Here is a 21,110-nt window from a genome sequence, read left to right as displayed (position 1 = left end):
TTAAACGGCCTCATAGTTCAATTTCGAATAACTGACACTTTACCAGTTTTTGAGAAGGGGTGGTGTTTTTCACCGGCAGGCCGCGGAAAATTTTCACGCCGGCTATGTTTCCTTCGTTGCCGGCAGCAGCCAATGCGCCTCAGATGCCCGCTGCCAATTGTGCACCTTACAACTTTTCGAGAAAGAACCTGATCATGCGTGAAGCCCTTATTGTTTCCACCGCACGTACTCCGATTGCAAAAGCACACCGCGGCGCACTCAACAACATCAAGTCGCCGACGATGACTGCGCACGCGATCGAGCACGCGGTACGGCGTGCCGGGATCGACGGCGTGGAAGTCGAGGACGTCATTATCGGCTGCGCGATGACTGCAGGCAGCGCGGGACGCAACCTGGCGCGCGCGTCGGCTCTCCGGGCCGGCCTCGGTGTGACGGCCGGCGGCTCGACGGTGGACCGCCAGTGCGCGTCCGGCCTGATGGCGATTTCGATTGCCGCCAAGCAAATCATTAGCGACGGCATGGATATCGTCATCGGCGGCGGCGCGGAAAATGTCAGCGAACTCGCGCCAGCCTACGGTGAATGGTCGCTGCGCGAAAAGGATCCGCGCCTGGTCGAGATGGTGTCGCATGCCTACATGCAAATGATCGACACTGCGGAATTCGTGGCAAAGAAATACGGCATCAGCCGCGAAAGCCAGGATGCGTTTTCCCTGGTGTCTCAGCAACGCGTTGCCGCCGCCCTCGCGGCCGGGCGCTTCGACCAGGAGATCGTCGGGCTGGAAACGACCATGAAACTGGTCAACAAGGAGACTAAGGAAGTCAGCTACAAGGATGTCGCACTGACAAAGGATGAGGGACCCCGCGCCGATACCACCGCCGAAGGCCTGGCCGCATTGAAACCGGTCGTGCCGGGCGGTTGCGTTACGGCCGGCAATGCCAGCCAGCTATCGGACGGCGCATCGGCTTGCGTCTTGATGGAAGCCAAACTGGCCGAACAGCGCGGGCTCACGCCGCTGGGTGCTTATCGCGGATTCATGGTGGCCGGATTGGCACCGGAAGAAATGGGCATCGGTCCCATCTATGCGATTCCCAAGCTGCTGGCCAAGCACGGCCTGAAGGTGGACGACATTGGATTGTGGGAGCTGAACGAGGCTTTCGCTTGTCAGGCGATGTACTCCCGCGATTTTCTCGGTATTGACCCCGAACGTTTCAATGTCAATGGCGGTGCGATTGCGCTTGGCCATCCTTTCGGCATGACGGGCTCGCGTCTGGTAGGCCATGCGCTGATCGAAGGACGCCGCCGTGGCGTCAAGTATGTCGTGGTCAGCATGTGCGTCGGCGGCGGCATGGGAGCCGCCGGCCTGTTCGAAGTGCTTTAATACCAATCCCAACCCATAGCGTGACATGGAATCGCGCCTTTTCCTCAATTGACAACATGCTGTCAGACTGGCACCCTCTGGTCTTATGCAAAAAAAGTTTCATACAGAGGCAGGGGGCGCTGTCGAGGTGCTGGTCGACGAGGTGCTGCGCCTGCGCGGGCGCATTCTTTCCGCATCGCGTGAATTGAACGAGACGCGCGGGCTCCAGAGCCATTCGGAAGGATTGCTGCTGACCGCGGTGGTGCGCGCCGCCGAGCCTCCCACGGTGGCGAAGATCGCACGCAGCCTCGGCCTGACACGCCAATCGGTGCAGCGCACCGCCAATGAACTGGCTGAGAGAGGGCTGGTCAGTTTCGAAGACAATCCGCATCATAAGCGCGCAAAGCAGCTGGTCGCCACGGAAGCGGGTCTGGCCGCGCATGCGCTCAATGCCGACTCGCGCGGTCAATGGACCGACCGTATCGGTGCTGCCATCGGCAGGGACGAAGTCGAACATGCGGTTGCGGTGCTACGCCGCATAAGGCAATACCTCGAGCATCCCGAAGCGGTCGACGCCGAGTTCGCCGACCTGCATCCGCGCATGAACAAAGCGAAGAAGTAGCGCTACGCTGGGCTATGCGAGCGCGTTCGCCTGCACGATGGCATCGATGCGCTCGGCATGTACTTAGAAACCCTCAGCCGGCTTTCACGCCAAAGCGCTCGAGCATTGCCTGCATGCGCTCTTCTTCGGTAGTGGAATCAATGTACTCCAAGCCCTTCACCGCATTCGGATCGCAGGCGCGGCGCAAGGGCCCGACGCGAAATATTTCATCGACCACATTTCGCGCCGCGATTTCCGGCGCCAGTGCGTTGACGCGGGCTGACTCCGACATCGCTGCCTGGGCCTGCGCCATCGGGCGGTAAAGCTCGTAGGCGATCGCATCCGGGGGACGATGCGCGATGCTCGAACGCAGCATGTCGGTATCGACCCCGCCGATCGGGATTTCGATGACGCGGATGCCGAAGGGGGCAAGCTCGATGCGCAAGCCCTCCGACAGCGCGGCGATCGCCGCCTTGCTGGCGCGATAGATCGAGTAGAACGGCAGCGGCGTATACGCCCCCAGCGAACCGATGTTGCAGATGATGCCTGCGCCCGCATTGCGTAACGCCGGTATGGCGCGCCGCGTCAGGTCGATCACGCCAAAGAAGTTGGTTTCGAAGGTCTTGCGCCATTCGTCCAGGGCCGCTTCCTCGATTGGAAGATAAGGGCCGCGATAGCCGGCGTTGTTGACCAGAAGCTGTAAATCTTCGGGCGGACGGTAATCGCCGAGTGCTGCCACATCGAGCGCCTCGACCTCGATCTTTCCCTTCAGCGTGCGGGATTCCTCCAAGAGCTGCACCGCTGACGCCGGATCGCGCACGCCGGCAATCACATCGAAGCCGCGCGTCGCGAGCTCCAGCGCAATGGCCTTGCCCAGCCCACGGTTTGCGCCGGTCACCAGCGCCTTGCCTGTCTGTTTTTCCGTCATGTTTGTCTCTCCGATTCATGCGGCATAGGGAAAACCGCCGCGACCAAGACATTTTCAAACATTGACAGCAAACTGTCAATCTGTCACATTGCTGTCAAAGCGAGACGCGTTTGACTCGCTGCCTGCGCAAACCCGTAGCCCGACAGCACTGTCGTGCCAACCATCTTCAAGGAGACGATCACATGTGGGATTTTTCAACCGACCCGGAATTCCAAAGCAAGCTCGACTGGATGAAGGAATTCGTCCGCAAGGAATGCGAACCGCTCGACATGCTGTTCCCGCACGCCGGCGACTGCTATGACATCGGCAACAAGAAAGCAAGGGCTATCGCCAGGCCGCTGATGGAAGAAGTGAAGCGCCAGGGGCTGTGGGCCTGCCATCTCGGGCCGGAACTCGGCGGTCAGGGCTATGGCCAGGTGAAGCTGGCGCTGATGAATGAAATCCTCGGACGCTCTTTGTGGGCACCGACCATTTTCGGGACGGCCGCGCCGGATACGGGAAATGCAGAGATTCTTGCAATGTTCGGCACCGAGGAACAGAAGCAACGCTATCTGCAGCCGCTGCTCGATGGCGACATCGTGTCCTGTTATTCGATGACGGAACCGCAGGGCGGCGCGGACCCCGGCGTGTTCGAATGTACTGCCGTGCGCGAAGGCAATGAATGGGTGATCAACGGCGAGAAGTGGTTCTCTTCCAATGCGCGCTACGCCGAAGTCCTGATCGTGATGTGCGTGACCAATCCTGACGTGCCCATCTACAAGGGCGCTTCGATGTTCCTGGTGCCGGCCGATACGCCCGGCGTCAATATTCTGCGCAATACCGGCGTACATGGCGAGCCAGTCGGCGAGGGCGCCCATGCCTATATCCGCTATGAAAACGTGCGGGTTCCCGCCGATGCGCTGCTTGGAGAAGAAGGGCAGGGATTTGCCGTGGCGCAGGCCCGGCTCGGCGGCGGCCGTGTGCATCACGCCATGCGCACTGTCGGTCAATGCCAACTCGCGATTGAAATGATGACCGAGCGTGCAGTGAGCCGCTCCACCAAGGGTTCGCTGCTTGGCGACAAGCAGGCAGTGCAGGGCTATATCGCCGATTCATGGATAGAACTGCAGCAATTCCGTCTGCAGGTGCTGCATACCGCATGGCTGATCGACCAGGGGCATGAGTACAAAGCCAATCAGCTCTATATCGCCGGCATCAAGGTCGCGTCGGCCAAGGTGTTCCATGACATCGTGCAGCGTGCGATCCACATGCATGGCGCACTTGGCGTATCGGACGAAATGCCGCTGGGCCACATGTGGATTTATGCGGCGATGATGGGCATCATGGATGGGCCGACCGAAGTTCATAAAGGCACTGTCGCAAAGAATCTGCTCAAGCAAGCCAGACCGGCTGAAGGCATGTTCCCGAGCGCGCACCTGCTGACGCGGAGGGAAGCGGCGCGCAGGAAATACGAAGGCATGTACTGACCGGCACTTTTCAAAGAAAGGCAAATCATGACCACTTTGCTTCCCGACTTCGACGGCCTGCTCGACTGGCCGCGGCTGCAGGAATGGATAATCGCCCAGCCGCTGCCCGGCAGCGGACCGGTCACCGCGATCGAACGCCTGTCCGGCGGATCGCAGAACAACCTTTTTCTTCTGAGTCGCAAGGACGCGCGTTTCGTGCTGCGGCGTCCGCCCAAGCACCTGCGCGCCAACAGCAACCAGACCATGCTGCGCGAGGCGCGCGTGCTGTCGGCGCTCAAGGGGAGCGCAGTACCGCATCCGGAGTTCTTTGCCGCCTGCGCCGACGAAACGGTGATCGGCGCTGCGTTCTACGTCATGGCTCCGCTTGATGGTTTTACTCCAATCGGCAAGTTGCCGGGCGGTTATGCGAGCGAGCCCGAATGGCGGCGCGCAATGGGCATCGAGATGGTGACCGCCGCAGCGGCGCTGGGCGCCGTCGATCACGAGACCGTTGGGCTCCGCGACTTCGGCAAGCCGGACAACTGGCTGGAGCGACAGGTGTCGCGCTGGCGCACGCAGCTGGAAAGTTACCGCGACCTCCCCAACTATCCCGGCGCCTCGCTGCCGCATGTCGATGAAATCAGCGCCTGGCTGGAGCGTCATCGGCCTGCACAATGTCGTATCGGGATCATTCATGGCGACTTTCAGTTCGCTAATGTCATGTTCCACAAAGATGCACCGCGCATGGCCGGACTCATCGACTGGGAGCTATCGACGCTGGGAGATCCTCTGCTCGATCTCGGATGGATCCTCACCAGCTGGACCGAACCGGGGGACCCGGACGTCGGCGGCCGCAAGCCCGCGGTGGAGCCGTGGGACGGCTTTGTATCGCGCGACGTGCTGGTCAAGCTGTACGGCGATCTCAGCGGCCGCGACATGTCGGACATGCCGTGGTTCTTTGTGCTCGCCTGCTTCAAGCTGGCCTGCCTGCTGGAAGGAACCTATGCCCGTGCCTGCGCCGGCAAGGCATCGAAGGAAATGGGCGATTTCCTGCACAACTATGCGTTGTGGCTGATGGCCAAGGCGCGGCAGTTGGCGACATGAGCGCCGCGATGTCGTTCCTGGATAAAGTGGTGTTGATCACCGGCGGTGCGCGCGGTATCGGTCATGCCTGCGCATCGCGCTTTGCGCAGGCGGGAGCCCGCGTGGTGATCGTGGACCTGCTCGATGAAGAGAGTGCTCGCAACGGCAATGACCTCAGCTTTGCCTGCGGCTATGTGCAGGCCGATGCAGGCAACGCTGACGCAATGCGCGCGCTGGTCAAGACCGTGCTCGACAGTGTCGGCGGAATCGATATCTGCGTCTGCGCGGCCGGCATCGGCGGCCCGCCTTCGGCTTACTGGGATCTTGACGATGACGATTTCGATCGCGTACTTGCGGTCAACCTGCGCGGCCCGTTTGTCCTCGGCAAGCTGGTCGGCAGGCATATGCGGGAAACAAGGCGCAAGGGATCCATCATCCATGTATCGTCGGTCGGCGGCAAGCTGGCGGTCGACATGCAGGCAGCCTATTGCATCAGCAAGGCCGGACTCGACATGCTGACCAAGGTGATGGCGGTGGCGCTGGCGCCGCATGGCATACGGGTCAACGCAGTGGGGCCGGGACCGGTACAGACGCAGCTGACGGCGGGACTGCAATCACAGCCGGCGTTGCTGAAGCAAGTACTGTCGCGCACGCCGCTGGGGAGATTCGGCACGGTGGAAGAAATCGCCGGAACGGTGATTTTCCTTGCTGGTCCGGATGCTGGGTTCATGACAGGTCAAACCGTCTATGCCGACGGCGGACGGCTTGCTCTGAATTACATGATGCCGGATCAGGTTTCTTGACCGGAAAAGATTAGCCTAGCGCCGCATCGTTTGAGCCGGGAATGCAAAGTGCGTGGCGCGCGGTGCCGGCAGGTCGAGGATGGACAGACAGCCGGGCGCCGCTTCGACAATGCGCGGCACGAAGTTGACCGCCCGTGCAGCATTGAGCGCGGCCGAGTGATCGGTTCCGTCGTCGCCCGGATAAGCGGAAAATTCGCAGCAAATGCGGGGCGACCCATCGATGTCGACACGCCAGTTCGGTTCGTCCGCACGCTGTCGCCAGTCCGGGCCAAGCTCGAGCCGCGCCGTTTGCTCGTTCACGATCTGCAGGAATGGATGACTGGCGGAATAGGCGGTAAATGTCCAGCGCACACCCGCAGGCGTACCTGCAGGAATGTGCAAACCGCTTGCCTCAAGCACCATGTCTTCCGGCGCCATCGCGTATTCCTTATTGGTGATCTTCACTTCGTCCAGCGGCAGTCCCAAACCATCTGCCACCATGTGCGCCGACTGCCGCATCCCCCATAACCAGAGTTCATCGATCATTGCCGCGCTTTTTTGCTGGTCGACAGGAATGCCGAATCCGCATCCCTGGCTCAACTGGATTGCGGAGGGATAGTGCGCGTTATAGCCGCGTTGCCTCGCGCGGATCGCGGTGACCCGGCCGGCGTAGCCGGAAACAAAGAGCGGCAGCACATCACTGATCAGGCCGGGAATATTGCCTCCTGCCACCAGCGTGGCATTGCCGCTCCGGCATGCCTTCTCCAGCGCCGATCGTTCCGGTTCCCCGTGCAAATACCAGCCGCCGATACCGGAATACACATTGATTCCCCGGTTAAGCAAGCGCTCCACGATTTCCGATTTCCAGGATTTGCCATGCCATAAGGCGCAATCGACGGACAGGGCCAGCAATTTCTCCAAATCACGCGTGGCGAAAACGCCAAGGGGTTCGATGCCGCTCAGTATGCCCGCATCGACGCCTTCCTTCCTTTCATCGTGCACGAGGACGCCTGCGAGCTCGATTCCGGGGTGGTCCGCCAGAAGTCGAATGACCTGGCGGCCGACGCCGCCGGTATAGCAAACAATGACGCGAAGTTTTTTCATTGTAATAGCGGTCCGCGATCAAGTATTGGCCGGTTGTTCCGGCAACCAGTTTTCATCTTCCTGCGTCGCATCGGGATTGAAGCGCTTCGTCCACGTGCGCGCTTTGCGCCAGCCCGGCCACTCTTCCGCGGTGAGCGCCGGATTCGGATTGAAGCGCTGGTTGTGCCAGATGTTGACGTCTTGCGGAAGAGCGATCTTCGCTTCGTCGAGCCGGGCCGCATAGGATTGCGCATCGTCCTCGGTGCGATTGATCCAGTAGGTTGCAAAAATTTCCGCGGAGTCGTCGTCGACCGGTGTCGAGTTGATGCAGACCACGCGCATGCCGGCCGGCGTATGTTCGACATTGATGCTGATGCCGGGGCCAGACCAGTGGATGATGATGGTGTTGAGCGTCTCTGTCGGCGGCATGAGTCCCTGCGCCCAACGGCGGCCGAAGCCGACCGTGGCGCGCCATTCCCATTTGCCGATCTCTTCGGACAGTACCTTGGGCGAATCCTTCGTCAAATGGGTGTATTTGAAGTGGTGAGGGTCGACAATATTCTCGATCAGCATCTGCGGGTGCAGGTGAAGGTTCGGCCAATGGCTGCGCGCCTCGGGACCCGGGGGCTCGAAGTGAAACCGTTTCACATGCGCGCCGAAATCCTTGAAGGCATCCGGGACTTCCCACAACGGGTTTCGGCCCTTTGCGTCGTGCCACAGATAGATGCAATCGTTCTTTTCCGCGACATGCCAGACTTTCAATTGGCGCGTGCGGTTGATCGATCCTTCCTTGTACGGAATCAGCGCATTGCGGCCGTCGGTACCCCATACCCAGCCGTGAAACGGACACTGGATGCCTTGATCCACAACACAACCGCCATGGCCAAGATGCGCGCCCAAGTGCTTGCAATGCGCTTCCATGATGCGTACCTTGCCGGCCTTGCAGCGGAAGGCGACAAGGTCTTCGCCGAAATAACGCAGCGGTTTGACGGTACCCACGGACAAATCCGCCGACCAGCCTACCTGGAACCAGCCGGTCAGCTTCATGCTGAGGCTTTCATGAATCATCTTGTCTTCTCCATTTTTTAAAAACGACCCGGCTAGTTCATGCACGCCGGTCGGAAAGGCGCATCAGCACAGCTTGTCCAGCAGGCTCTGCGTGTATGGGTTCGCCGGTGAACCGGACAACAGCTTGCCCAGCCACCCAGGATCGGCAATCAGAGGCCGGCCCAGGCCTACCAGATCGAATTCCTCGCGCCGGATATGTTCCAGTACCCGGTCGAGATTGTCCGGCTTCGCGTTTGCGGCAGGATCGCGGCCATCGGCCTGCATGCCGATCCCACCGACCGCCATCGACATCCTGCCAGTGACTTTCTTGGCCCATCCGGCCAGTGTCATGTCCGATCCCTCGAACGCCGACTTGGCGAAGAAGCGCGTGCTGGCATCGAATACGTCGATACCGGCATCGGCGATCGGGCCCAGCATTTGTTCCAGTTCCTGCGGCGTGTTGACCAGGCGGGCGCTGAAGTCCTGCTGCTTCCATTGCGAAAAGCGGAACAGAATGGGCATGTCTTCACCTGCGGCGCGGCGGATGCTTTTCACAACTTCCACCGCGAAACGGGTACGTTCCTTCAGGCCGCCGCCCCATCGGTCACTGCGCCGGTTGGTCTCCGCCCACAGGAAGGAATCGATCAGGTAGCCGTGGGCACCAAGGATCGCGATTCCGTCAAATCCGCATTCCCTGGCGTGGGCAGCGCTGCGGCCGAATGCATCAATGACTTCCTGAATGTCGCTCTCCGTCATCGCCTGTGTGGCAGGCGCCATGCGCGAGATGTAATCGGGCCTGAGCGAGGTAGGGCGTCCGGTCGGTCCCCAGTCGCCCGATGGACGGCATGAAGGTGCCGCGGGACAGGGACCGGTATCCGGCTCGCGCATGACCCCCTGATGCCATAGCTGTGGAAAGATGGCGCCGCCCGCGGCATGGACATCGGCGACCACGCGTTTCCATCCATCCAGCGCCTTGGCACCGAACATATGCGGTACGTCGTGCTCGTCGAAGCCGGCGCTGCCCACGGCGGCCGGATGATCGATGCCGACCGCCTCGGTGACGATCAATCCGACGCCGTTTTCCGCGCGGCGTCGGTAGTAGTCGGCGACGTCGCTTCCCGGCACGCCGTCGGGGGAGAAGCCGCGTGTCATGGGCGACATGACGATGCGGCTGCGCAGTCTGGTGGAACGGATGCTGAGCGATTGCAGTAACGGAGCGTGGTATTCAGTCATTTTATTTTCTTCGGGAAGCAAGCAGTGCGCGCAAGGTACTGATAACGGTGAGCGGCTGATCCAGCATCAGGTGATGCTGACCGTCCGGTACGGCGATGGGGCCACGTGCTTCGCGCAGATTGGCAACCACGCGTTCGGCATGTTCGCGCGAGACCAGCGCACTGCGCTCGCCGCATACGTAATCTACCGGCGCGGTCACGGCGGACAGCATCGCTTCGCCGTCGCACAAGTGGGTATCCTGTGCCTGCAGCCTGCCATCGAACTTCCAGCGGAAACCGCCGTCGGCTGCGCGCATCGAATGGTGCGCGACGTAATCCATGACGTAGTCGGCAGCCGGAGGCTGTTCCGGCAGCAGGCGATAGCGTTTGCGGGCGGCCACGTAATCAGGATAGGTACGGCCAGTGATCGGCGCCGGATCGGTCGGGAGCGCAATGTCTTCGAAGATGACGAAGGTATCGATCACTATCATGTGACGGAATAGCTCGGGACGGCGCGACGCTGCGCGGAACGAGCAGAGTCCACCATAGCTGTGCGCGACGATTGTCACCTGATCAAGACCGAGCGTCTCAATCAGGCCGGTAATATCATCCGCTATGGTTTCAGTCGAATAACAGTCGCGCCAGGCGCTGTCGCCCATGCCCGACAGATCCATCGCGATCACCCGATGGGTCTCTGTGAAGAAGGGGGCGATGAACCCCCACCAGCGTGCATGCGCGCGGAAGCCATGCACGAACAACAATACCGGCTTGCTCGTGTCCTGCATGTTCCAGCTCAGATAATGCAAACGGCTGTCGTTGGCATTCACGAAACGGGACGCAGGCTCTTGCACCGTCGCCCATCGGAACCATTCCGGTATCGGGACGCTAACGGGTGCGCCGGGCGCGGGTGCGATCTGCTTGAGTGCGAGCGTCATGGTCGTTCTTTCCGAAATGAATTGTTTGTCGTGGACCCGACGAGCCGGCACAAGGCGCGATTCGGGATTGCGGTCGCTTGCGACTTTCCGGGTACTGGGTTAGAGTAGCACAAAACTGAATACATGTTAGTTTTATGGCTGACATGTCTCCGATGGTCGTAGTCTTTTTCGTGAGCCTGGCATGGAGCGATTTCCGCGCGGCCGCAGCGCCATAGTAGGTGCGGCAACTTATGGCATCGGCGAGTCGCCGGGCCTCAAATCACTCGATCTTGCGGCGCGCGCCGGCTTGCTTGCGCTGGCCGATGCCAACCTCAAGCTGGCCGATGTCGATGCCTTATTCGTGTGCACGCCGGACGATGCGCTGTCGGGCCTAAGCGCTGCCGAATATCTCGGCATCCATCCGCGCTTCACCGAAAACAACCGCACCGGCGGCTCCGCCTTTCATTCGCATGCGATCGTCGCGGCCATGATGCTGGACGCAGACTATATCGATACCGCGCTCATCATCTACGGCAGCAACCAGCGCACCGCTTCCGGCGGCCTGATGTCGATGCGGGTCGCATCGCCTTATGAGAAGCCCTACAAGCCGCTCACCCCGCTGTCGTCCTATGCGCTGGCGGCGGCGCGCCACATGCATGAATACGGCACTACCCGCGAACAGCTTGCCGAAGTGGCAGTGGCCGCACGCAAGTGGGCCAACCTCAACCCCGACGCATTCGCAAAGGGCGAATTGAGTGTGGAAGACTGTCTCAAGGCGCGGCTGGTGTCCGACCCGCTGGGCGTGCGCGATTGCTGCCTGGTTACCGATGGCGCGGCAGCCATTGTGATGACACGTGCGGATCGTGCGCGCGAGCTGCATGCGCAACCGGTTTACCTGCTGGGCGCAGCGGCAGCCACCTGGTATTCCGGCGTCGATCAGGCGACCGACCTGACGACCACTGCGGCCAAGGAATCGGGGCGGCGCGCGTTCGAGATTGCGGGCGTACAACCCAAGGATATCGATGTGGTCCAGCTTTACGATGCGTTCACGATCAACACGATTCTGTTCCTTGAAGACCTCGGCTTCTGTCCCAAGGGTGAGGGCGGCCGCTTTGTCAAGGAAGTCGGCATCGGTCCCGATGGCGTGCTGCCTGTCAATACCAATGGCGGCGGCCTGTCCTGTTGCCATCCCGGCATGTACGGCTTGTTCACCATGGTCGAGTCATGCGTGCAGTTGCGCGGGCAGGGCGGTGAACGCCAGATCAATCGTGCTGAACTCGCGCTGGCGCATGCCAACGGCGGCACCCTTTCCAGCCAGGCGACGATGGTGTTGGGCTCAGCCGCCACGCTGTAAGAACAATGCATAACAAGGAGGCATCATGAAATTCGTGCAGACCGAGATCCGCGACCGCGTCGCCACCGTTACGCTGAACCGTCCGCCGGTGAATGCGCTCACCGCCGAAATGTTTCGGGAGATTACGCAAACCTTCACCGAGCTTGGCCGCTCGAAGGATGCAAGCGTGATCGTGTTCACCGCACCCGGCGATCGCCTGTTCTGCGCCGGCGTCGACCTGAAGGATTCGGCGCGTCGCCATTCACGGGAACTGGCCGAGGGCGATACCGTTATCGACCTGCTCGATCCAGGCGCCACGCCGCGCGATTGCTTCAATGCGGTGCTTGACTGCCCGCTGCCGGTGATTGCCGCCGTCAACGGGCTGGCCATCGGTGCAGGCCTGGTGCTGATTGCCTGCTGCGACATCATCGTCGCTGCCGAAAACGCGTCGTTCTCGGTGCCGGAAATCAAGGCCGGTGTGCTGGGCGGCGCCCGCCATTTGCAACGCCTGGTCGGAACCCACAAGACACGCGTGATGTACCTGACCGGAGAGCCGGTGCCGGCGCAGGAGTTTTACCGTCTTGGCGCGGTTGAATCCGTGGTACCTGCGGATCAATTGCAGGAAGCCGCCCGCGCACTGGCGCTGAAAATCGCAAAGCACAGCCCACTCGGTCTGCGCCTCGGCAAGGAAGCGATGAACCGTGTCGAAGATATGGCACTGAAGGACGGCTACCGTCTGGAACAGGATTACACCGGCCGCGTCACCCGCTATAACGACTCCAAGGAAGCCCGTACCGCGTACATGGAGAAGCGGGAGCCGGACTGGAGCTGGTCGTGATGCGCTATCGCCTGCTGGGGCGTTCAGGGCTGCGGGTCTCGGAACTTGCCTATGGCGTGATGAATTTCGGCATGAAAGCCTGGGGCACGATGGACGCGGATGTATGCGGCGATCTGTACCGACTGTATCGCGATGCCGGCGGCAACTTCATCGACACGGCGAACGAAGTGTATGGCGAGGGGCGTTCCGAAGAATTCCTCGGCAAGCTGGTGGCTGGACACCGTGATGAAGTGGTAATCGGCACCAAGTACAGTCTGCACGTGCCGGGCACGCGCAATGCCAATATCGCCGGCAATCATCGCAAGAGCATGATGCGTTCGGTCGAACGCAGCCTGCGTCGTCTCGATACCGATTACATCGACATACTCTGGATGCACGGTTGGGACATGATGACGCCGGTCGATGAAATCATGCGCGGCTTCGAGGATCTTGTCCGGCAAGGCAAGATCCTGCACGCCGGCGTCTCCAACACGCCTGCATGGCTGGTCGCACAGGCCAACACCATGGCCGAGCTGCGCGGCTGGACGCCGTTCGTCGGTCTGCAGGTCGAGTACAACCTGGCCGAGCGCGATGTCGAACATGAACTGCTGCCCATGGCCCAAAGCCTCGGCCTGGGCGTGCTCGCCTATTCGCCGCTGGCGTCAGGCATCCTCAGCGGCAAGTACAACACCAACACCGAAGTCGGCCAACGCCGGCTCGACATCAGCAAGATAATGAAGAAAGTGGACGAGCGCTCGCTGAACATTGCCGACATGCTGATGAAGGTTGCAAGGGAAATTGGACGTCCCGCATCGCAGGTCGCGTTGAACTGGTTGCGCGCCCAGCGCGGCGTGATACCGCTGATCGGCGCGCGCACTGTCGCTCAGCTTGAAGACAATCTCGGCTGTCTGGAGTTCAGCATCGATGAAGCGCACCTGCAGGCGCTCAGCCAGGCAAGCGCGCGCGAACAGCCCTATCCGCAAAGCTTCATCGCGCAAACCCGTACGATTACCAGCGGCGGCTTTTACGACAGCATCGAGCATTAAGTTTGCCGATTGCTATCCGATTTTTATCCAGACGTGTTCCGTTGTTCCGAAGGAGTAAGGATGCAGGCTTCAGTCGATTGCCTTGACGGCATTCGTGTGGTCGATCTGAGCAGACACCGCGCCGGCTCAACCGCCGCATTGCTGCTGGCGGAACTCGGTGCCGATGTGGTCAAGCTGCGTCTCGTCCAGGACTGTGATCGCAGCTTGTCGCCGGTGCTTTCGGCACTGCGCGACCGCAGCAAGGCCATCGTCGACATTGATCTCGACGACGAACATCAGCGGCGTACTCTGCATGAGTTTATGCAGGGCGCCGCTGTAGTGATACAGGACAGAACGCCGGCGGAAATGTCGGCGTTGGGGCTGGATCAGGCAAGCCTGTGTTCGGGTCGCGACGATGTCGTCTTTGCCACCATCGGCAGCTGGCCCGCATCTCATCCGCTATGCGACCGTCCGGTGGACGATACGCTGGTTCTGGCAGAGGCCGGCTTGCTGGACGAACAGGAGCCCGTCGCGCGCGATGGTCCAGCGTACCTTAATTTTCCGCTCGGCAGCGCGCATGCCTCCTATCTTTGCGCAATCGGCATCATTGCACGGCTCGTGCGCATGCGGCAGACGGGAACTGGCGGTACGGTGGCGACCAGTCTGGTACAGGGCGCAATGTTGCCGATGATGCTGTACTGGTCACGGGCGGCAAAGCCGACCGCAGCTTTGTCCGCCGGCATGCCGAAGCAGACACCGCAACCGATGTATCGATGCGGCGATGGCAAGTGGATGCACGTGATGGGCAATCCCGCCAAGGCGGAAGCGGTGCGTGTGATGCTGGCACAAATGGGAGAAGACAATGTGCGTGCTGCGAATGACCTTCATGCCGGCACGCGGCCCCGGGTTTATCCAAACATCGGGGCGTTTACCGAGATATTCGCGACACGGCCGCGTGACTTTTGGCTGAACGCGTTGTGGGCGGCTGATGTCCCGGTGCAGCCCGTGCTGGCAACCGGCGAACTGTTTCTGGACGAACAAACCCGGTCGAACGGCCATGTGCAGACCGTACACTGTGCTGAATACGGAGCGGTTCTGCAGGCGGCGGTACCGATCACGCTCTCGCCGCCGGTACGCATTGCGCGGCGAAGCGATCGCGTGACCGCCAGTGCGTCACCTCGCCCTTCGGTGAAGCACCCGTTACCGGCCTCCACTACGCACGGCCAGCGACCGTTGTCCGGACTGAAGGCCATTGATTTCGGTTGCTATCTTGCGGGACCGTTGGCCGCGATGCTGCTGGCCGATCTCGGTGCCGACGTCATCAAGGTCGAAGCGATCGGTGGAGAACCGCTCCGGCCTGCTGAATGGGCATTCAATGCATGTCAACGCGGCAAGCGCAACATCGCCATCGATCTTTCGCATCCGGGTGCGACAGCTGTGCTGAAAAGACTGGTAGGCGACGCGGACGTAGTGCATCACAATCAGCGTATTCCGACCGCGCGCAAGCTCGGCATCGACCAGGAAACGCTGTTGAAATTGAATCCACGACTGGTGTATTCACATGTCAGTGCTTATGGCCCGGAAGGGCCGCGCAAGGACTGGCCCGGATATGATCAGCTGTTTCAGGCTGCCTCAGGCTGGGAGCAGGAGGCGTCGGGTGATGCAACGCAGCCCACATGGCTGCGTTTCGGAATGATGGATCATCTGGCTGCGCTTGCCTCTCTGTTGGCCACCATAGCCGCCTTGTACACCAGACAGCAATCCGGCGAAGGGCAGGCAGTCGCCGCATCGCTGCTCGGCGCCAGCCTGTTCACGGTGGAGACTGCGGTTGCCGCCGATGGGAGCCTTCTGCCATACCCGAAACTCGATGCCGGCCAGATGGGCATCTCCGCCGCTAACCGGCTATATCGTTGCGCCGATGGCTGGGTCGCCGTCGCGCTTGAAGGAGTGCACGCGCCTGCACAGGTGCTGGCGGCCAGTCAATGCGAGCACGTGGCGCAACTGGAAGCACGGCTTCAGGCATTGAGCACCGAGGCAGCGATTGCCTTGTTTCGCACCGCCGGCATACCTTGCGTGCGTGTCGCCCTGGCGAACCGTGATGCATATTTCGATGCTCCGGCCAACAAGGCCGCCGGCTTGCTGGCATCATATCCGCATCCGGTCTATGAAACCTATGAGCAGATCGGCGCATTCTGGGATTTCGGGGATCTGACGCTTGCGTTGGATCGGGCTCCGCCGGTGCTTGCGCAGCACACGTCGGAAGTGCTTCTGGAACTGGGCTTCAGCACCGAGGAAATCGATACGCTGGTTGCGCAAGGTGTGGTTGCGCTGCCGGCAAAACAGGTAGTGAACAAGTAGTAGAAATTTCAATCATGAAAATGCTTCTGCGGCGGCTGATTCCGCGCGAAGTTCATTGAGGAGATCAATGTGGTTCCTTTTAAAGTCGAATGGTCCGAGCCGGCAGTCAGCCGGGTATTGCAAAAGGTAAAGGACTGCCGTCTGCCGCCTTCGATGCCGGGTGTCGGCTGGGCGCTGGGTTGCGATGCTGAATTTCTGAAACAGTTGCAGCAATACTGGGTAGAAAGCTATGACTGGCGGGCGGCGCTGGAAACACTGAATCGCTATCCGCAGTTTCTGGAGGAGGTCGATGGCCTCGCTATCCATTTCGTGCATGTTGTCGGCGAGTCCCAGGGCCGGCGTCCGTTGCTGCTGACGCATGGCTGGCCAGGGTCGCACTATGAATTTTGGGATGTGATTGAAGCGCTGGCCTTTCCGTCACGCTTCGGCGGCAAGCCGGAAGACGCATTCGATCTCGTGATTCCCAGTCTGCCGGGTTTCGGCTTCAGCGGCAAGCCGCAAAAGGTGATCGGCCAGCGTGCCACCGCCGCGCTGTGGAACAAGTTGATGACGGAAGTGCTCGGCTACAAGCGCTATCGCGCGCAAGGCGGCGACTGGGGATCGCTGGTCACTTCATGGCTGGGGCGAAACCACGCCGATGCGGTCGAGGCGATTCACCTGAACATGCTCGGCTTCCGTTCCATGGACCCGCCGCGCGACGATGCCGAAAAAGTCTGGGCGCAACAAGCCGAGATGGCGCGCGGCAAATTCGGCGCTTATGCTGCGGTGCAGACCACTAAGCCGCATTCCATTGCCTGGGCCGCGGCCGACAATCCGCTTGGCCAGGCCGCATGGATCACCGAGCGTTTCCATGACTGGGCAGACCTGCGCCGTCGTGGCTTCGAGCAGGTGTTTAACATGGATCATTTGCTGACCAACATCATGATTTACGTGATGACCGAAAGCTTTGCTTCTGCCGCGTGCTATTACCCTGGCGTGGCAATGGATGGCTTCGCGCTAATGCCGCACGGCGAACGATGTGAGACGCCGACCGCCTATGCGGATGTTTCCGGCGACGCATTGCAGCCTTCGCCCCCGCGCAGCCGGGTGGAACTGACCTACAAGCTGACACGCTGGAGCAATCCTCCGGAAGGCGGGCATTTCCTTGCGATGGAATCGCCGCAATGGTTCATTGACGAGATGCGCGCCTGGGGCCGCGAGTAATATCCGTCCCGACATAATAAAAAAGGGCGCGACGCCCTTTTTTATTTTCAGCCTGTTTGGCAAGCCATGGCCCGATTCGTGCCGGGCCTGCGGGTCAATACGGCATCAGACCCGTACGATGACTTTTGCCGACTGCTTCGGATCCTGCGCGATCTTGAACGCCTGATCGAACTGATCGAAGTCGTACACGTGGCTGACCATCGGATCGATGTCGACTAACTTGTCGCTCAGCATGTCGAGGACTTCGCGGAACTCGGTCGGATAGGACAGCGCACCGCGCACCGTCAATTCCTTGGTCATCAGATGCACCACATCGAGCGGCACCACATCCTTGTGGCGAGCCAGGATAACGATACGCGCGGCATCCTTGGCCATGACCACGGTTTGCTGCAGAAGCGGGCCGTGTCCGGCGCAGTCGACGTATAACTCGCAATCGATGAGAGGTTCGCCGGAGACGATACGCGGCACAGTGCCGTAATACTTTTCGAGTTCGGCGCGCACGTCGGCCTTCGCCGGATTGATCGTGAAATCCGCGCCGAGCTTGCGGGCGCGCTCGAGGCGTTCCTCGACGACATCCACTGCGACGATTTTTTTCGCGCCACGATACTTGAGCGCCGAAATCGCGCCGAGTCCAATCGGACCCGCTCCCAGCACCACCGCGCGATCGCCTTTCTTGATCTCGCCCAGGTTAAGGCCATGCATGCCGACAGCGATCGGCTCGGTCAGTACTGCCCGTTCAAAAGGCAGGTCATCCGCAATCGGAAAAATGGAATCGCCGACCTTGGCTTCACGCACCAGCAGGAATTCCGCGAAACCGCCGTGATCGGGATCGCCTGTGCCGATGCGATTTCCTTCTTTCATCGGATGCACGACGACGCGCTGGCCTACTTTGATGTCTTGCACGTCGCTGCCAATCTCTGCAATCGTGCCGGCCAGTTCATGGCCGAGCGGTACTGCAGCGCCCGTCGGGCGACCGACATAACCGACATGCGCAAAATTCAGATCGCTGCCGCAGATGCCGAAGGCCGCGACCTTGACAATGACGTCGCGCGGTCCCGCCGTGGGCCGGCTCACTTCATCGATGCGCAAATCGTTCTGTCCATACAGTCTTACTTGTTTCATTGCTGTCTCCTTTGTTTCATCATGCTGTTATCCATGGTACAGGTTCCAATTGCCGTCAGCCGGCGATCGTGTCCATCCGCTCGAAGCAAGCGCGCCGCCGTCCACCGGAATCGTCAGGCCGTTGAGGTAGGACGACATGCTTGATGCAAGGAACACAACGACGCTGCCGATCTCGTCGATCGATCCGAGTCGCTTGAGCGGAATATAGCGGTCGCGCGCGGCATTCATTTCCTCGCTGGCGTTGTCGAAATATGGCTTGAGCCCCGGCGTCTCGATCATGTCCGGCGCCAACGCATGGACGCGGATTCCATGATCGCTCAGCTCCAGCGACATGGAACGGGTGAAGCTGACCATGCCCGCCTTGCAGGCGGCATAGACGGCATACCCCGGCGCGGCGCGCAAGGCTTCGCTGCTGGCGACATTGATGATCGTGCCGCCGTTGCCGGCGCTGATCATGACCTTGGCCGCCGCCTGTGTCGCTGCCAGCAAGCTGATGAAATTCAGGTCGATATGCCGGCGCCAGCTGCGCTCGCTCTGGTCCATGAACCTGATGCGACGCGAACCACCGGCATTGTTGACAAGAATGTCGAGCCGGCCGAAATGCGCGGCAGCTTTTTCAATCATCGCTTCGATCTGTTCGGTGTGGGTAACGTCGGTAGGGATATAGAGCGCTTCGCGTCCCAGCGCGCGAATCGCCGCGGCGACGCGCTCTCCATTCTCTGCATCGTTGTCCGCGACGACGACGTTGCCGCCGAAGCGCGCGATGCTCATGGCCGCGCCTTCACCGATGCCGTTGGCGCCGGCAGTGACGACCGCCACTTTGCCGTCGAGGCGGATGTTTTGCTCATTGACTGGGGGCATTGTGCTCATTGCTCTTCCCTGGTTCGAATGATCGCCGGTCCCAGCGGGATCAGGCGGAATACCGCGGCTGTGGACGGTTCAGCGGCGTCGGATGGTGGAATTTTCCCGGCTTTCATCAAATCGGTCGAGCGTTGCAGATAGGCGTCCATATCGTCCGTTTCAACGGTATACAAGGTCGAGAATCGCCATGAGGGCAAACCCTCCGGCGCGAAATGGGAAGCAACACTGAACCGCTGCGCGCACACCACTTCCGGCTGGTGTTCGAGAATATCGGGGATATGACGGTTGTCGTAGTACTCGTTGTACTCCGCTTCCCGACCGGGCTTGCAGTCGCTGATGACAAGAACGTATTGCTGGGTCATACGGTTTCTCCGCCTGATTGCAGCACGCTTGCGGCAAAACGCTCGCGCAGCTTGAACTTCAGGATCTTGTTAAAAGTTTCATTGCGCGGCAGGCTGTCGACGATTTCCAGCTGCTCCGGAATTTTCTGGCGCATGGCGCCGGATGCCTCGAAAAAGCCGACCATTTCATCAAATGCCAGCGGTGCACCGGCATCCTTGAGTTCAACAACCGCGCACACGCGTTCGCCGCGTTCAGCATCAGGCACGCCGATGACGGCCACGGCGGCGACCTTGGGATGTAAAAAGAGAATGTCTTCCACTTCACGCGCGGAAACATTTTCGCCCTTGCGGATGATGACGTCCTTCAGGCGTCCCGTGATTGCAAGGTGGCCATCCGGCCGCAGCATGCCGATGTCGCCAGTACGGAAGTAACCGTCCGCATCGAAAGCGTCGGCATTCAGCGCCGCATTCGCATAGCCCTTGCACACCGTCGGTCCCTTGACCCGAATCTCTCCGGATTCTCCCAGCGCAGCGCGGCGGCCGTCGGCATGCACGATGCGGATATCCATGTCTTCCACCGGCATGCCGTCGCTATGCGCGAGCTGCTCGTCCTCATGCAGGGGCGAGCCGCCGGCGATCATCGGTACTTCAGTCATACCATAGCTGTGCGCGATGGTGCAGCGCATTTCAGTCTTGGCCTGAAAATACAGCTCGGGAGGTTTCGGCGCGCCGCCGCCCGACAGCAGCTTCAGGGTGGGCGCAATCGGGGACTGTGGATGCTTGCGCTGTTCCACCAGAAATGCCTGGTAGTGCGCGGTGCTGCCGCCGCTGGCGGTGACGCCGAAACGGCGAAACAGCGCGATAGCTTCGTCAGCGACGAACTTGGACAGCACCAGTGCCGACATGCCGGACACGATCAGCATGATGGCGTACATCGAGCCGCCGACATGCGCGTAGGGAAAAGTGATCGATCCGACATCACCGGGACCGACATTGAGGGCTTTGGCAAGCGCGCGGCCGCTGGCGATCAGCGTGGCGTCGGTATGGCATGCCCCTTTGGGATCGGAAGTGGTGCCCGAGGTGTAATAGATCCAGCGCGGTACCTCGTCCGCCGCAGCCGGCGGCGGCAGATGACCGACATCGTCCGATGCCAGGCTGTCATCGAAGGCAATCAGTTGTGGCGGCGAAGGCAGTTCGGCGCAGATCGATGCGGCCAGCGCAGGATAATCGCGTTCGCCCGGCCTGCAGACAGGGACCATGTGGAAGGCGGAGCGGTTCTGTTTCAGGATCGCCAATACTTCCTTTTTGCCGTACAGATGGATGACGGGATTTTGGATCGCGCCAAGTCTTGCCAGGGCAAAAGACAAAAATACGGTTTGTGCATGCGAAGGCAATTGCCACGTCACCTGGGTGCCCGGCGCAACGCCTCTGGCATACAGCCCGGCGGCGATCCGTTCCACCTGGCGCGCCGCTTGTGCAAAACTCCAGACGCAGCCATCCGGCTCGACGAGCATCGGTGCGTCGGGCGAAAGCTCGACACGACGCAGCAGCAAGTCCCACAGGCTGCGCACGCCGTTGAAGTGATCGTGCATATCGGT

General features: G+C 60.7%; 19 protein-coding genes. 10 read left to right on the top strand and 9 right to left on the bottom strand.

Features of this window, described 5'->3' with window-relative positions; all coding sequences use genetic code 11:
• Positions 1-194 precede the first annotated feature (194 nt).
• A complete protein-coding gene (locus tag D3871_RS23660; protein ID WP_119772737.1) occupies positions 195-1,379 on the top strand; it encodes an acetyl-CoA C-acyltransferase in 1,185 nt (394 codons plus the stop codon).
• An 85-nt stretch (positions 1,380-1,464) separates the two neighbouring features.
• Positions 1,465-1,980, top strand: a complete 516-nt coding sequence (locus D3871_RS23655; RefSeq protein WP_119771590.1) for a MarR family winged helix-turn-helix transcriptional regulator — start codon at positions 1,465-1,467, stop codon at positions 1,978-1,980.
• Positions 1,981-2,053: 73 nt separating this feature from the next.
• Here the strand turns inward: D3871_RS23655 and D3871_RS23650 are convergent, their stop codons facing one another.
• Positions 2,054-2,887, bottom strand: coding sequence for an SDR family NAD(P)-dependent oxidoreductase (locus tag D3871_RS23650; RefSeq protein ID WP_119771589.1), 834 nt, complete (start codon positions 2,885-2,887; stop codon positions 2,054-2,056).
• A 182-nt stretch (positions 2,888-3,069) separates the two neighbouring features.
• Here D3871_RS23650 and D3871_RS23645 point away from each other — a divergent pair, with 182 nt between their 5' ends.
• From D3871_RS23645 to D3871_RS23635, 3 genes are read left to right on the top strand one after another with little or no spacing between them, the layout of a single operon-like run.
• Positions 3,070-4,353, top strand: coding sequence for an acyl-CoA dehydrogenase family protein (locus D3871_RS23645; protein WP_119771588.1), 1,284 nt, complete (start codon positions 3,070-3,072; stop codon positions 4,351-4,353).
• A gap of 27 nt (positions 4,354-4,380) precedes the next feature.
• Positions 4,381-5,436 carry a phosphotransferase family protein gene (locus tag D3871_RS23640; RefSeq protein WP_119771587.1) on the top strand — a complete coding sequence of 352 codons (1,056 nt, stop codon included), beginning with the start codon at positions 4,381-4,383 and terminating at the stop codon, positions 5,434-5,436.
• Entirely contained in the window at positions 5,433-6,218 is a 786-nt protein-coding gene (locus D3871_RS23635; protein WP_199724903.1) for an SDR family NAD(P)-dependent oxidoreductase, read from the top strand. Before D3871_RS23640 ends, D3871_RS23635 begins: the two co-directional genes overlap by 4 nt.
• A gap of 15 nt (positions 6,219-6,233) precedes the next feature.
• On the opposite strand, the gene D3871_RS23630 is transcribed toward D3871_RS23635, so the two are convergent.
• From D3871_RS23630 to D3871_RS23615, 4 genes are all read right to left on the bottom strand, one after another.
• Positions 6,234-7,301: a dihydrodipicolinate reductase gene (locus tag D3871_RS23630; RefSeq protein ID WP_119771586.1), complete on the bottom strand. Its 1,068-nt coding sequence runs from the start codon at positions 7,299-7,301 to the stop codon at positions 6,234-6,236.
• 18 nt (positions 7,302-7,319) lie between these two features.
• Positions 7,320-8,348, bottom strand: a complete 1,029-nt coding sequence (locus tag D3871_RS23625; RefSeq protein WP_119771585.1) for a Rieske 2Fe-2S domain-containing protein — start codon at positions 8,346-8,348, stop codon at positions 7,320-7,322.
• Between the two features lie 63 nt (positions 8,349-8,411).
• The gene (locus tag D3871_RS23620; RefSeq protein ID WP_119771584.1) at positions 8,412-9,560 is read right to left on the bottom strand and encodes an oxidoreductase; all 1,149 of its coding nucleotides are present in this window, start codon (positions 9,558-9,560) and stop codon (positions 8,412-8,414) included.
• 1 nt (position 9,561) lies between these two features.
• Positions 9,562-10,473 carry an alpha/beta fold hydrolase gene (locus D3871_RS23615; RefSeq protein WP_119771583.1) on the bottom strand — a complete coding sequence of 304 codons (912 nt, stop codon included), beginning with the start codon at positions 10,471-10,473 and terminating at the stop codon, positions 9,562-9,564.
• 181 nt (positions 10,474-10,654) lie between these two features.
• Here D3871_RS23615 and D3871_RS23610 point away from each other — a divergent pair, with 181 nt between their 5' ends.
• The 5 genes from D3871_RS23610 (at position 10,655) to D3871_RS23590 (ending at position 17,188) form a co-directional block, all read left to right on the top strand.
• Positions 10,655-11,806, top strand: a complete 1,152-nt coding sequence (locus D3871_RS23610; RefSeq protein ID WP_119771582.1) for an acetyl-CoA acetyltransferase — start codon at positions 10,655-10,657, stop codon at positions 11,804-11,806.
• Between the two features lie 25 nt (positions 11,807-11,831).
• Positions 11,832-12,623, top strand: a complete 792-nt coding sequence (locus D3871_RS23605) for an enoyl-CoA hydratase-related protein (protein WP_119771581.1) — start codon at positions 11,832-11,834, stop codon at positions 12,621-12,623.
• Positions 12,623-13,648: an aldo/keto reductase gene (locus D3871_RS23600; protein WP_119771580.1), complete on the top strand. Its 1,026-nt coding sequence runs from the start codon at positions 12,623-12,625 to the stop codon at positions 13,646-13,648. Before D3871_RS23605 ends, D3871_RS23600 begins: the two co-directional genes overlap by 1 nt.
• A 60-nt stretch (positions 13,649-13,708) precedes the next feature.
• Positions 13,709-15,985, top strand: a complete 2,277-nt coding sequence (locus D3871_RS23595; RefSeq protein WP_119771579.1) for a CoA transferase — start codon at positions 13,709-13,711, stop codon at positions 15,983-15,985.
• A 69-nt stretch (positions 15,986-16,054) separates the two neighbouring features.
• Positions 16,055-17,188 carry an epoxide hydrolase family protein gene (locus tag D3871_RS23590; protein ID WP_119771578.1) on the top strand — a complete coding sequence of 378 codons (1,134 nt, stop codon included), beginning with the start codon at positions 16,055-16,057 and terminating at the stop codon, positions 17,186-17,188.
• 105 nt (positions 17,189-17,293) lie between these two features.
• On the opposite strand, the gene D3871_RS23585 is transcribed toward D3871_RS23590, so the two are convergent.
• From D3871_RS23585 to D3871_RS23570, 4 genes are read right to left on the bottom strand one after another with little or no spacing between them, the layout of a single operon-like run.
• Complete coding sequence (locus D3871_RS23585) at positions 17,294-18,310, bottom strand: zinc-dependent alcohol dehydrogenase (RefSeq protein ID WP_119771577.1); 1,017 nt, start codon at positions 18,308-18,310, stop codon at positions 17,294-17,296.
• Positions 18,311-18,337: 27 nt separating this feature from the next.
• Entirely contained in the window at positions 18,338-19,180 is an 843-nt protein-coding gene (locus D3871_RS23580) for an SDR family NAD(P)-dependent oxidoreductase (RefSeq protein ID WP_199724901.1), read from the bottom strand.
• Entirely contained in the window at positions 19,177-19,533 is a 357-nt protein-coding gene (locus tag D3871_RS23575; RefSeq protein ID WP_119771575.1) for a hypothetical protein, read from the bottom strand. The genes D3871_RS23580 and D3871_RS23575 overlap by 4 nt, the downstream gene beginning before the upstream one ends.
• Positions 19,530-21,104: a class I adenylate-forming enzyme family protein gene (locus D3871_RS23570; RefSeq protein WP_119771574.1), complete on the bottom strand. Its 1,575-nt coding sequence runs from the start codon at positions 21,102-21,104 to the stop codon at positions 19,530-19,532. The genes D3871_RS23575 and D3871_RS23570 overlap by 4 nt, the downstream gene beginning before the upstream one ends.
• Between the last annotated feature and the right edge of the window lie 6 nt (positions 21,105-21,110).

This window comes from Noviherbaspirillum saxi, assembly GCF_003591035.1.
In the GTDB taxonomy this organism is placed as follows: Bacteria; Pseudomonadota; Gammaproteobacteria; order Burkholderiales; family Burkholderiaceae_D; genus Noviherbaspirillum; species Noviherbaspirillum saxi.
This window is presented reverse-complemented; position numbering and strand designations above follow the sequence as displayed.